At 65.4% G+C, this 12,614-nt stretch carries 10 protein-coding genes and 3 pseudogenes; 1 reads left to right on the plus strand and 12 read right to left on the minus strand.

Annotated elements, in window-relative coordinates:
* Positions 1 to 250 precede the first annotated feature (250 nt).
* The 8 genes and pseudogenes from C9E82_RS17105 to C9E82_RS17140 all read right to left on the minus strand — a co-directional run bounded on the left by C9E82_RS17105 (position 251) and on the right by C9E82_RS17140 (position 7,615).
* On the minus strand, positions 251 to 808 hold the full coding sequence (locus C9E82_RS17105; protein ID WP_119896841.1) for an EthD domain-containing protein: 558 nt from the start codon (positions 806 to 808) through the stop codon (positions 251 to 253).
* Between the two features lie 3 nt (positions 809 to 811).
* Positions 812 to 1,576 (minus strand): SDR family oxidoreductase, encoded by a 765-nt coding sequence (locus tag C9E82_RS17110; RefSeq protein ID WP_119896840.1) that lies wholly within the window; start codon positions 1,574 to 1,576, stop codon positions 812 to 814.
* Positions 1,573 to 2,730 carry an ABC transporter substrate-binding protein gene (locus C9E82_RS17115; RefSeq protein WP_119896839.1) on the minus strand — a complete coding sequence of 386 codons (1,158 nt, stop codon included), beginning with the start codon at positions 2,728 to 2,730 and terminating at the stop codon, positions 1,573 to 1,575. Before C9E82_RS17115 ends, C9E82_RS17110 begins: the two co-directional genes overlap by 4 nt.
* Before the next feature lie 151 nt (positions 2,731 to 2,881).
* Positions 2,882 to 3,290 (minus strand): annotated as a pseudogene (locus C9E82_RS17120) (IS21 family transposase); the annotation flags it as partial.
* Between the two features lie 78 nt (positions 3,291 to 3,368).
* Positions 3,369 to 3,584: pseudogene (locus C9E82_RS17125) on the minus strand (IS5/IS1182 family transposase); the annotation flags it as partial.
* A gap of 2 nt (positions 3,585 to 3,586) precedes the next feature.
* Positions 3,587 to 4,417: pseudogene (locus tag C9E82_RS17130) on the minus strand (IS110 family RNA-guided transposase); the annotation flags it as partial.
* Between the two features lie 135 nt (positions 4,418 to 4,552).
* The gene (locus C9E82_RS17135; RefSeq protein ID WP_119896838.1) at positions 4,553 to 6,520 is read right to left on the minus strand and encodes an oxidoreductase; all 1,968 of its coding nucleotides are present in this window, start codon (positions 6,518 to 6,520) and stop codon (positions 4,553 to 4,555) included.
* A 54-nt stretch (positions 6,521 to 6,574) separates the two neighbouring features.
* Complete coding sequence (locus C9E82_RS17140) at positions 6,575 to 7,615, minus strand: ABC transporter substrate-binding protein (RefSeq protein WP_183154105.1); 1,041 nt, start codon at positions 7,613 to 7,615, stop codon at positions 6,575 to 6,577.
* Positions 7,616 to 7,986: 371 nt separating this feature from the next.
* On the opposite strand from C9E82_RS17140, the gene C9E82_RS17145 reads away from it, so the two are divergent.
* The gene (locus C9E82_RS17145) at positions 7,987 to 9,168 is read left to right on the plus strand and encodes an NAD(P)/FAD-dependent oxidoreductase (protein WP_119896836.1); all 1,182 of its coding nucleotides are present in this window, start codon (positions 7,987 to 7,989) and stop codon (positions 9,166 to 9,168) included.
* Between the two features lie 30 nt (positions 9,169 to 9,198).
* On the opposite strand, the gene C9E82_RS17150 is transcribed toward C9E82_RS17145, so the two are convergent.
* Genes C9E82_RS17150 through C9E82_RS17165 form a run of 4 tightly spaced genes read right to left on the minus strand, consistent with a single transcriptional unit; the run spans position 9,199 to position 12,438 of the window.
* Complete coding sequence (locus C9E82_RS17150; protein ID WP_205962130.1) at positions 9,199 to 9,909, minus strand: ABC transporter ATP-binding protein; 711 nt, start codon at positions 9,907 to 9,909, stop codon at positions 9,199 to 9,201.
* Positions 9,910 to 9,911: 2 nt separating this feature from the next.
* Positions 9,912 to 10,670, minus strand: a complete 759-nt coding sequence (locus C9E82_RS17155) for an ABC transporter ATP-binding protein (RefSeq protein ID WP_119896834.1) — start codon at positions 10,668 to 10,670, stop codon at positions 9,912 to 9,914.
* Positions 10,667 to 11,548: a branched-chain amino acid ABC transporter permease gene (locus C9E82_RS17160; RefSeq protein WP_119896833.1), complete on the minus strand. Its 882-nt coding sequence runs from the start codon at positions 11,546 to 11,548 to the stop codon at positions 10,667 to 10,669. The genes C9E82_RS17155 and C9E82_RS17160 overlap by 4 nt, the downstream gene beginning before the upstream one ends.
* On the minus strand, positions 11,548 to 12,438 hold the full coding sequence (locus tag C9E82_RS17165; RefSeq protein WP_119896832.1) for a branched-chain amino acid ABC transporter permease: 891 nt from the start codon (positions 12,436 to 12,438) through the stop codon (positions 11,548 to 11,550). The genes C9E82_RS17160 and C9E82_RS17165 overlap by 1 nt, the downstream gene beginning before the upstream one ends.
* Between the last annotated feature and the right edge of the window lie 176 nt (positions 12,439 to 12,614).

The following is a 12,614-nucleotide window of genomic DNA, read 5'->3' on the forward strand; positions in this document are numbered from 1 at the left end:
GGACTTGGCCGGCAATTTTGTATTGGAGGATTTGGGCTTCATCTTCGTTCCTTCGTCACTACGACGAAGCCCAAATCCTCCTTAAATCACAACCTCAAATCTGTGCCATGGGCGCTGACGGGGGACAGGCAGCTTCTCGTTCACCGAGGATCGCCGGCCAATCTATGGCACCTATGTGCTGAAGATCGAGGGGGACAGTTACGTCGCGGTCAGCAACTGAACCCGCATGGCGGCCGCTCCAGGCGGCCGCCTAGACCACCACGGCGCAGTCCGCCAGCAGCCCGGCATGGGCGAATGGCGGCAACGCGGATTGCCGGTCTTCCCCGGCCACGATGATTGCCAGGACGCCATCGGCTTTCGGGGAAATCTGCCGCACGGTCGGCCTGAAGATGCTGACCGGCAGGCGGGCTTGTTCGAGTTCGGCCAGCGCTTTCTCGTCCCGGTCCCGGCGCAGCAGGAAGATGCGGCGGGTCGAGCTGTCGGGCAGACGGGTCTCGGGTGCGAAGGTGAGAACCGCGAACCCTTCCCCCCGTTGGACGAACCGCGCCTCATCAGGCATCACGACCTCGCGATAATATTGCGAGGCGAAGGCCCGCTCCATGGCGTCTTCGGTGGCGAAATCGGTCTCGGCGCAGGCATCATGGCGGATGCCGTCCAGCGTGAAGCTGTCGGGCGCATGGTTCTGCCGGTAGCCCAGAAGATGGGGCATGTCCCGAATGATCGGGCCATGCACGTTCCTCCAGTGATCCTGAAACTCGCTGCGGGTCGTGCCGGCCTTGCGTGGGGCGAATCCAAAGCGGGTTATCATGGTTCATCCCACATAGCGGCTTTCCGTCAGGTGATAGCTTGCCGGAATCGGAATTGCGCTGAGGCCGCTGTCCACCACGAGAACCTGGCCCGTGATGCCGCGCGCCTCGGAACCGGCCAGAAAGGCGAAGCTGGCCGCAATGTCCTCGGCGGTGCAGACATGGGGCAGCGGGTTGCGGGACATCGCCCGTTCCACTGCCGCCTCCTCGGACCCGGTGAGGCTGATGGTGATTTGGGTCACCACGTTCCCCGGCGCCACCGCGTTGACGCGAATGTTGCGCGGCGCAAGTTCGACCGCGCTGGATCGGGTCAGCGCGACGACCGCATGTTTCGCGGCGGTGTAGGAATGGTTGGACCAGGCCCCGATGCCCGCGATGCTGGCGGTGTTCAGGATGACGCCCCCATCCTCCATGGCGTTCGAGGCGTGCTTGATTCCGTAAAACACCCCGTCGGACATGATCGACATGGCCTTCCGGTAATCCTCGGCCGGCGTCTTTCCGATCGGACCCACCGCGCCCAGGATACCTGCATTGTTGATCATGCAATCGATCCGGCCATAAGCCTTCATCGCGGCGTCGATCAGGGCCGCGACGTCCGATTCATCGCTGACATCGCATCGCATCGGAAGCGCGTCGAGTTCGCCTGCAATGGCCTCGGCCCCCGAAACATCGATGTCCGCCAGGACCAGCCGGTAACCGTCGTCCCGGAAACGGCGGGCGGTTGCGGCGCCGATTCCCGCAGCCGCCCCAGTGATGATCGCGACCTTCATTCGGCGTCTCCGGACACCGCGCTTGCGAAGGCGCCGTCCCTGACCTGCAGGATGTTCATGCCGGTCGTGACGAAGCGATCCTCGGTGAAATTGAAACGGCCCGAGCCCACGATGACCGGCACGTCCTTCACTCCGGCGATTGCGTCGCGCACCGCCTCGCGGCTGGGATCCTCTCCGGCGGCGCTCAAGGCAGCGGCGAGAACCTGCGAGGTGGCGTATCCGATCGCGGCCCAGTTGTCGGCTTCCTTGCCATAGCGCGCCTTGTAGGCTTCCGCGAATGCGCGCCCCGATTCGTCCGTTCCGCCCGGCGGGAATTCGGACAGGAGATAGACGCCCTCGACCGCGCCTTCTCCCACGGTAAGGAAGTCGGGAGAGGAAAGGGCCGTGTGGCCGAGGATCTTCACCTCGGGATCAAGCCCGGCCTGACGCAACTGCATGACGAGGTTCGCGCCGGCAGGGGCGGGCGTCGAAATGAAGACGCAATCGACATCGGATTGGGCCACCTTCACCGCCAGGGCGGAAAAGTCGAAATCGGTCTGCTTGATGGTTTCGTATCCGGCGATCTCGATCCCGTAGCCCCGCGCGCTCTCCTCGAAGAACTTGGCCATGGCGATATATGCCTCGCTTTCCATGACCGAGAATATCGTGCATTTCTCGAGGCTCAGCTCCTCTCCGGCGAAGCGGGCCATTTCGGGAACCGTCACGCGCGGAGGCTGAGTCATGGGGAATGCCCATGGTGCCGCCTGAGAGACGGCATCCGCGCCCGAAAGCGACAGGAACGGAACCTCGAGATCGACAGCCGCCGCTGCCGTTGCGGGCGAGATCGCGCCGGTCGTGGTTCCAAGAATGAGTCTGACCCCGGAATCCGCCGCGTGGCGTGTCAGCAGCCCCATGGCCTGCCCCCGGTCGCCCGCGTCGTCGTCGCGCGAATAGACGATCCGGGTATTCGGCCCGAGCGCCTTCTGTTCGTTGATCTGGTCGATCCCGAGCGTCAGGCCATCGACATAGGGCACCCCGATGAAGGCGGGGGCGCCCGTGAGGGAATGGATGATCGCGACCTTGATGTCGCCCGCCGCCACAGGGGTGGCGAGCGCCCCTGCGATGACGCCGGCGACTGCACCGAATTGCGTCAATCCTGTCAAACAGGTCGTCATGATGTCCTCCCGAACGAGCCGTGCATCGACCAGCCTTCTCCTTCTGGCCGATGCAGATTGCCGAAACGCATCGTGCTTGCAGTTCCACTGTGGCACGAGGTTTTAGTATGCAAAGACTGGCACATATAAGCACAAAATCAATATTTAAATATTCAATTATGATGCCCCTCTTGGTCCGCGGCATCATAGGTGCGCAAAGGGCGTCGTATCGCGTCGTCAGGTCAGGGCGGGCTTGGGCATCAAGATTGCGGAAGGCAGCCGAGAGAAGCCCTTCGGCTAGGGCCACAAAGCTCTCGCCCCCAAGAAATGACATGGGCAGGCTCGAACCCCAACCACGGCAAGCGGAAATGATAGAGCAGATGATCAAGCTGTTCGCCCGCGACAGTAACCCCGAGCGCGCCCATGTCGGTGAAGTCCGACAGGCAGAGCCGACCCCATTCGTGAACCTGCCGGAAGATCACCTCCTGATCTTCTCCGTGCAGGGCCCGACAAGCCCGGATCCGGCGCTCCAGCGTCCGCCGAATACCCGACTGCGATTCGGGATGGCGGCGCAGCATCTCCGCGCATGCGGGGAACAGCGCCAGCGGATCACCTCGGCAGGCAGGCTGAGAGCATTTACTCGGCTCTGAACAACCGTATCAGGCAGCCAATGCTTCGTATTGGCGGGTCCTTTCTCGCCAGATGAACAGCTTGATGATGTGAAGCAATAGGATCCCAAGAGCCCTGAGGTGGGCGAGGGTCTTGCGGATATTGTGACCACAGGCACAGAGGATGGCAAAGACCGCATCGCCGATGCGACCCTTCAGCGGGCATCCGGCAAGGCGACCGTCGGTCTTCATGTGCCCGATCTCGGCTTGATCAGCAGCCGTCGCAAAGATCGCTCGCCCATCTTCGTGGTGGCCCCGAGGCGCTGCTTGCCGCCGGTCGAGTGCTGCCGGGGCGTGAGGTCAAGCCAGGCTGCAAAGTCCCGCGCTTTGCGGAACGTCTCCGGCGGCGGAGCCAGGACAGCGATGGCTGTTGCGATGAGCGGCCCGATCCCCGGCACCGTCATCAACCGCCCCGCCACCTCATTCTCCTTGGCACACCGAGCGATCTCGGCATTGAGCTTGCCAATCTCCGTCTCGAGATGGGCAAGGGTCGCGACCAGCACCTTCAGGGTGGTGATGGCGTCCGTGGGCTGGCCGCCGTTGGGGTCGGCGACGATGGCGACAAGGCGCACAGTGTTCGCCGCACCCTGCGGCACGATCCGCCCGAACTCACCCAAGTGGCCGCGCAGCGCATTGATCGCCTGCGTCCGCTGCCGGATCAGAAGCTCCCTTACCCGAAAGACCATCGCCGTGCCCTGGGTCTCTTCGCTCTTCACCGGCACGAAGCGCATCGTCGGGCGCCGCCTCACAGATCGCCTCAGCATCCGCCGCTTCGTTCTTTTGGCGCTTCACGAAAGGCTTAACGTCGGCGGGCGGGATCAGCCGCACGTCCTGTCCGAGCCTCCCGATCTCGCGGCCCCAGAAATGTGCGCCGCCGCAGGCTTCCATCGCGACAACGCAGGCCGGCAGCTGTCCAAAGAATCCCAGGACCTGGTCTCTTCTCAGCTTTTTGCGCAGCACAGCTCGGCCCGCAGCACCAGCCCGTGAACTTGAAACACATTCTTCGCCAGATCGAGCCCGACCGTGATAATCTCCGACATGACCGCTCTCCTTTGTGGATCGTTGCAGACCCACCATGGCATACAGTTGTCGTCGGGGGGAGGGGCGGTCACATCATCAATGCCCCGTCCTGCCAGCATACAGCGCGGCCGCAAACCCGTCTTGGCCGAAGTGCATTACAGCCGCGAGGCGATCTCATAGGCTTCCCGGGTCGCGGCAAGGATGCGGCCCGGCACATAGGCGTCACCCAGCAGCAGGGGCGCGATATCCCCCTGCGCCTGCAATGCCTCGGCCAGACTGGTCTCCGGCTCGGCCCCGCACGCAAGCACCACGCTGTCGAAGCCTTCATGCAGCGCCTCGGCGCCGGAATAGACGTTGCGCGTCACCACCCGGCCGGGGGTGATGGTCGTGACGCGCTCCATCACACGCAGTTCGGTGCCGGCGGCGGACAGCCGGGCCATGATGGCGCCTATGGAATATTTCCCGACCAGCGGTGCGACCGCCGGCGTCTGATACAGCAGCCGGACATGCACGCCATGCTCGACCAGCGCCGAGGCCACGGTCAGGGGCTGCATGTGATCCTCGCGCGCGATGACCAGCGCGCGGGAACCCAGCTGCGCCCGCCCCGCCAGCACGTCGCGGCCCTCGACCACGAAGGGCAGTTCGGCGCCCGGAACCGCATGGCGGCGAGGGCGCGAGCCGGTGGCCAGCAGCAGCACCTCGGGCGACAGCGCCGCGATCGTCTGCGGATCGGCTTCGGTCCCCAGGCGGATGTCCACGCCGGCCGCGCGCAGGCGGTCTTGCTGGCGGTCGATATAGGTCAGGAACTGCCGGTTCTCGGGCACGGCGGCGGCCAGCCGCATCTGCCCGCCCGGCGCCTCGGCCCGTTCCAGCAGCACCACCGCGTGACCGCGCTCGGCGGCGACCGCGGCGGCTTCCATCCCCGCCGGGCCGGCGCCCACGACGACGACCCGGCGCGGCTGTTCGGTGCGGGCGGGGGACGGGCCGGCCTCGCGCCCCGCGCGCGGGTTGACCGCGCAGCCGAAGGGCAGCTTCTCGACCGAGACCGCGTGCAGGCAGTCGTTGCAGCCGATGCAGGGCACGATCTGCGCGCTGCGGCCCTGGCGGGCCTTGGCGACGAAAGCCGGATCGGCGAAGAAGCCGCGCGCGACGCCCACGACATCGGCATGGCCTTGCGCCAGCACCGCCTCGGCCGCCTCGGGCGAATCGACGCGGCCGCTATAGACCACCGGCACGGACAGGGCGGCGCGGTAGCGGCCGGCCATCTCGGACCATTGCGCGACGCCATAGAGATGCGGCTGGATATAGCTGGGCGCACCCCAGTTGTTGCCGATGACGCCGTGGAAGAAGTCGATATGTCCGGTCGCCTCGACGGCGCGGGCGATGGCGATGCCCTCGTCCAGATCGTAGCCGCCCTCGAAAAGCTCGTGCATGTTGAAGCGGATGCCGATGGTCAGGTCGCGTCCCACCTCGGCGCGGATGGCGCCCAGCACGTCGGTCAGCAGCTTCAGACGGCCTTCGGGACTGCTGCCATATTCGTCCTGCCGGTGGTTGGTCGCGGGCGACAGGAACAGTTGCAGCACGTCCTCGTGATTGGCGTGCAGTTCGATCCCGTCCAGCCCGCAATCGCGCACGGTCCGGGCGATTCGGGCGTAATCGTCGATCACCTGCGCGATCTCGGACCGGGTCAGGGCGTGGGTGCCGGCATTGTTGGTATAGTTCGCCAGCACGCCCGAGGCGGAATGCGGCATGGCGCCCTGGTTGATTATCTGGGCCGTGACCACGGCGCCATGCGCGTGGATGTCCTCGGCCAGACGCGCCATGCGGTCACGATAATGCGGGTTGTGCACGCTGCCGCGCAGGATGGCGCCCAGCCCCGAGGGCGCATAGCCGCGCGGCACCATGCGGTTGTCGATGAAGGTATTGACGCCGTCGACCCAGCAAAGGCCGTTGCGCACCCGTTCCAGCCAATAGCCGGAAAAGCGCTCGGCTTCCTGCGGCGAGGCCAGCGGATCGGCGATGATACGGCCATGCGGCGGTGCCATGATCCGGTTGGAAAGCTGCATTCCCGCGATGCTAAGGGGACGGAAGATATGCGGGAAATGCTGGGACTCGGCGTCCATCGTGTTCACTCCATCTGGGTGGGGCGCGGCCTGTCCTGCCGCGCCCTGCCGGGATTATTCGGTATAAAGCACGGCGGTGCCGTTCCTGATCTGCACCACGTTGCTGCCGCTGACCGGCGAGCGGTCGTCGACATAGCTGTAGGAGCCGTTGCCGATCACCGAGGCCACGTCCCTGGTGGCGCTCAGCGCCTCGCGGATGGCGTCGCGTCCGCTTTCGGGTCCGGCGGCCTTCATCGCTTCGATGGCCACGCGGCCGATGGTATAGCCAAGCGCCGCCCAGTTGTCGGGCGCCCTGCCGGCATGGGCCTCGTAGTTTCGGGCGAAGGCGACCGAGAACTCGTTGAGCCCGCCCGGCACCCAGTCGGCCAGCATGTAGACGCCCTCGGTCGCGCCGCCGCCGGTCTGGGTGAACTCGGGCGAGGCAAAGGTGTTCATGCCGAAAATCTCGATCCCGTCGTCCAGCCCGGCCTCGCGAAGCTGGCGCACGATATTGCCGCCCTGCGCCGCCATGGACGAGATGAACAGGCAGTCAATGTCCTGCCCGGCGATCTTGGTCGCCAGCGTCGAGAAGTCGATGTCTGACGAGGACACCGATTCGCTCGCCACGACGGCGACGCCTTTTTCGCGGACCAGATCCTCGAAGGCGGTGCGCAGGGCGACATAAACCTCGATCTCCTTGATCGAGACGGTTGAGCATCTTGCCACCTTGCGGGTGTCAGCGGCGAAATCGGCCAGGTAGGACATCATCTGCCGCGGCGGTTGCGTGCTGATGAAGCCCCAGGGTCCGGCAGCGGGAATCTCCAGATTGTTGGTCAGAGTGACGATGGGCAGTTCCAGCCGGTTACCCAGCTCGGCCCCGGCGATGGCGACGGCACCGCTGGTCGGGCCCAGGATCATCTTGACCTCGGGGGCATTGGCGTGGCGGGTGATCAGGGTCAGTGCTTGGGTGCGGTCCGAGGCATCGTCCTCGACCAGGACGCGGACGGATTTGCCGGCGCCGAACTCGGCTTTTTCGTTTGCCTCGGCAAAGGCCATGGCCATGCCCTCGGACACGCCGGCACCCATGAAGGCAGCAGGTCCGGTCAAGGACTGCATGATGACCACGGTCGGCTGCTCGGCGGCCGTCGGTAATGCAAGCGCAATCAGGGCCCCGCCAGCGGCGGCAAGCAGTTGTCTCATAGCTTCCTCCCACGTATTTTTTTATAGAATTGACATATTTAATTTTTTGGTCAACTGTATTTTTATGGAGGCGCCTGTTCCGGGATTTTCTTGATATAGCAGCGGGAATGTCGGCGCTAGTCGTCAACTTGCGCGAGTTTTGCCGTGAATCTCAGAAGTCCTGGCGAGATTCCGCATACAATTTTCTATCGTTTGTATTTTTATCTTGAGATGCCGCTGCGGATCGGCTCTTGTTTGCAAAGATTCCCCGGCCTGCCTGTCGGGATCGCCCTTCCAGCGGAGGCCTCATGAAACCAAGCCAGCACCATGCCGTTGTCATCGTCGGGGCGGGGCAGGCCGCCTGCCAACTGGCGGCCAGCCTGCGGCAGAAGGACCATATCGGCCCCATCCTGATCGTGGGAGATGAACGGTTTCTGCCCTATGCCCGCCCGCCGCTGTCCAAGACCTATTTCAAGGAGGGCGAGTCCCAGCGCCTGCTGCTGCGCAAGGCCGCGTTCTATGAGATGAACGACATTACCGTGTTGACCTCCAGCCGGGTGGAGCGGATCGAACGCGCTGCGCGGGCCGTCATCCTGTCGGATGGCCGGCGGCTGGATTATGGGCAACTGGTGCTTGCCACCGGCGCGCGCAACCGGCTTCCCCCGATCGCGGGTGCGGACCTGCCGGGGGTGATGGGGCTGCGCGGCCTGGACGACGCCGACCGGATGCGCGGCCGGGCCGCCACCGCGCGGCATGTGGTGATCGTCGGCGGCGGCTTTATCGGCCTTGAAGCGGCGGCGGTGTTCCGGGCCGCCGGCCTGCGGGTCACGCTGCTCGAGGCGGCGGGGCGGCTGATGGCGCGGGCGGTTTCGCCCGCTGTGTCTGACTATTTCCTGCACGCGCATTGCGGCGCGGGGGTCGATATCCGTTTGGATGTCGCGGTCCGTCGCATCCTGGCGCGGCCGGACGGCAGCGTCGGCGCGGTGGAACTGGCGGATGGCCAGAGCATCGCCGCCGATGCCGTGCTGATGGCGACCGGCGTGGTGCCGAATGTCGAGCTGGCGCGCGAGGCCGGGCTTGCGGTGGAAAACGGCATCCTTGCCGACTGCTTCCTGGCCACGTCGGACCCGGCCATTTCGGCGATCGGCGATTGCGCGGCCGTGGCGCAGGGTCCGGGCGGGCCGCATCTGCGGCTGGAATCCGTGCAGGCCGCCGTGGATCAGGCGAAATGCCTGGCCGAACGGTTGATGGGCCAGCCCCAGTCCTATGCCAGGACGCCGTGGTTCTGGAGCGACCAAGGGCCGCACAAGCTGCAAATCGCCGGATTGCGTGACGGCGCCGACCGGGCCGAGGTCGAGCCGTCGTCCGACCCGGCGCGGCTTCTGGTGCGCAGCTACCGCGAGGGCAGGCTGGTCTGCGTCGAGACGGTGAACCTGCCGGCCGAACATATGCGCGCGCGCCGGGCGCTGGAAACCGAAGCCGCCGCCTGAAGGGTGCGGCGCCGGCAAGGGCCGGGCGGGCTAATGCCCGCCGGTGCCCAGGTAATGCGCCATCACGCTGTTGTCCTGTGCCAGCTCGCGGCTTGGCCCCTCGGTCACGACATGGCCGTGTTCGATGACATAGGCGCGATCCGAGACCTGCAAGGCCTTGCGCGCGTTCTGTTCCACCAGCAGAATCGTCATGCCGTCGCGGCGCAGTTGCGCCAGCGCTTCAAAGACCTGCTGCACGATGACCGGGGCAAGCCCCAGGCTCGGTTCGTCCAGCAGCAGCAGGCGCGGCCCGCCCATCAGCGCTCGGCCGATGGCCAGCATTTGCTGCTGCCCCCCGGAAAGCGAGCCGGCCAGTTGTTCCTGCCGCTCCTGCAGGATTGGGAACAGGCGGAACACCGCGTCGAGGTCATGAGTCGGCCGGCGGCCGTGCAGGGCGTTGGCGCCGACCTGCAGGTTCTCCAGCACCGACATGTTGGGCAACACCTGCCGTCCTTCGGGCGATTGCAGGATGCCCATGCGCGCGATGGCCCAGGCGGGCCTGCGCACCAGTTCGGCCTCCTCGACCCGGATCTGGCCAGCACTCGGCTGGACGATGCCGCTGATGCAGTTCAGCAGCGTCGATTTCCCGGCGCCGTTCGGCCCGATCAGCGCCACCATCTCGCCCTCGGCCACGTTCAGCGAAACGCCGGCCAGCGCGCGGATGCCGCTGTAGGAGGCATGGAGGTCCGTCACCGTCAGCAGCATCATTCCTCTCCCAGATAGGCGGTGATGACGGCGGGGTCGGCCACCACATCGCGGGGCGTGCCCTCGGCGATCAGCCGGCCGCCGTCCAGCACATAGACGTGGTCGCAAAGCTCCTGCACGAAGCGCATGTTGTGTTCGATCAGCAGGATCGCCTTGCCCTCGTCGGCAAGTTCGCGAAAGATCCGGCCCAGTTGCAGCGCCTCGACATCGTTCATGCCGGCGACCGGCTCGTCCAGCAAGATCAGGTCGGGATCGGTGGCCAGCGCCCGCATCATCTCGACCTTGCGCTGGTGGCCATAGGCCAGGCTGCCTGCGGGGCTGTCGGCATCTCCGGCCATCCCGAACCGCCCAAGCAGCGCCATCGCCTTTTGCCGCAGCAGCGCATCCTCGCGCCGCGAGGAGGGCAGGCCCAGGATCGCCGCGATCAGCGAGCAGGTTTCGTGCCGGTGAAAGCCGATCATGACATTGGCAAGAACGCTGGCCTCTTTCTGCAGGCGGATGTTCTGGAAGGTGCGGCCCATGCCGGCACGAGCCACCCTGTCGGCAGGCTCGGCCGAGATGTCGTGGCCCCCGAACAGTACCTTGCCCGAACTGAGCGACAGCATGCCGGTTATCAGGTTGATCAGCGTGGTCTTGCCGGCGCCGTTCGGCCCGATCAGGCCGGTGATCCGGCCTGCCGGCACCCGCATGCTGACATCGTTCGAGGCGACGACCCCGCCGAAATTCTTGTGAACATTCTCAAGAACAAGATCGGTCATCCCTTCACCTCTGCCTGGCGGACTTCGGGGTTTGCGGCGCGGCTGCGGCGGCGCGCGCGGCGGGCCACCAGCGTGTCGACGATCCCGCGCGGCATGAAGTTCATCACCACCATCAGGATCAGGCCATAGATCATGATCCGCGCATCGGCGAGCGGGCGCGAGATCTCGGGCAGCGCGATCAGCAGGGCGACGCCGACCAGCGGCCCCCAGACGCTGCGCCGGCCACCCAGCACGACATAGGACAGGATCACGATGATCAGGTGAAAGCCGAACTGGTTCGGCTCGACCGCATAGGAATGCAGCGCCTCGAGGCTGCCGAAGAGACCGGCCAGCAGGCCCGAGATCATATAGGCGATGGCCTGGGTGCGCGCGGCGTTGATGCCCAGCGACACGGCCATGCCCTCGTCCTCGCGCACGGCGTCGAAGGCCCGGCCGAGGCGCGAGCGCGAAATCGCCAGCATCACGTAGATCGTCCCCAAGGCAAAGACCAGCAGCGTCCCGGTGCCGACCAGCTTGGGAATGCCGGAAAAGCCCATGGCGCCGCCGGTGACGTTCTCGGCATAAAGATTGGCAGACAACACGATCTGCACGAAGGCGAGCGACGCGATGGCCTGATAGACCCCGCGCAGCCGCGCCAGCGGGATCGCCAGCAGCGTGCCGAATGCCAGCCCCGCCAAGGCCCCGGCCAGCAGCGTCACCGGCAGCGGCAGGCCGTAGTTCACCGTCAGGATGGCCGCAGTATAGGCGCCGATGGCCGACAGGCCGACATTGCCGATGGAAAATGCGCCGGCGCGCAGCACGATATACTGCGAATAGGCAAAGCCCAAGTGGATCAGGAAAAGATCGAACAGCGGGCGAAAGCTCAGCAGCGTGTCCATCAGCGACGCCCCCTCAGCACGCCGGCCTCGTCGCGCCCGAAAAGGCCGTGGGGGCGCAGTAGCAGCACCGCGAAGAGCAGGCCGAAGATGATGATGTCGGACAGCCGCGAGGACAGATAGGCGACGCTGAGCGTCTGAAGCACCCCGAAACCCAGCGAGGCGACCAGCGCCCCGGCGACCGAACCCAGCCCGCCCAGGATCACCACGACGAAGCCGCGCAGCAGGAAGGGGTCGCCCATCATGAAATGGATCGAGTTAAAGGCCAGCCCGACCAGCACCCCCGCGGCCCCCGCCAGCATCCCCGACAGCATGAAGGTCTGGAAGTAGATGACGCTGGGCCGGATGCCTGCCAGCAGCGCCGCGCGTTCGTTCTGCGCCACGGCCCGGACCTGCCGGCCGAAGCCGGTCCTGTAGAGGTACCAGGAAAGCCCAGCCACCAGCAGGATCGCCAGCACCGCCATCGCCAGTTGCAGCGCCGAGACCCGCAGCCCCCAGACCTTGAAGATCACCACCGGGAAGGTGTCGAAGGGAAAGCGCAGCACCTGGGTCTTGGACAGGATCTGCGCGATGGAGACCAGCACCAGGTTCGCCCCGATCGAGGAGATCAGGGCGCTGAACTCGACCTCGCCGCTTTGGCGCAGGCGGCGAAAGGCCGTGACCTCGATGATGACAGAGACGAGGCCGGCGCCGACCATCGCCAGTATGAAGGCCAGCCAAAGCGGCAACCCCGCCTGGACAGAGTAAAGGCCGATGAAGGCCCCGGTCATGAAGATCCCTCCATGGGCGAGGTTCATGATCTTGTGGATGCCGAAGATCAGCGTGAAGCCAAGCGCGAACAGCGCATAGACCCCGCCGATCACCAATCCGTTGATGATTTGTTGCAGGAACACGTGCCTCTCCTTCCGGCGGGGTTCTTCGGATTCTTCCTATCTATAATTCATAGACATATATTTTTGTATACAACAACTGTAAATTTGTGTTCTTTTGCTGGCAGGCACGAATCAACCACTGCCCGCCGCTTCTCGGAGGCGGCCGTGGCGGACGCCGATTTCAGCAGGGCGCCCGG

It is taken from the genome of Paracoccus sigandri (assembly GCF_003709565.1).
In the GTDB taxonomy this organism is placed as follows: Bacteria; Pseudomonadota; Alphaproteobacteria; order Rhodobacterales; family Rhodobacteraceae; genus Paracoccus; species Paracoccus siganidrum.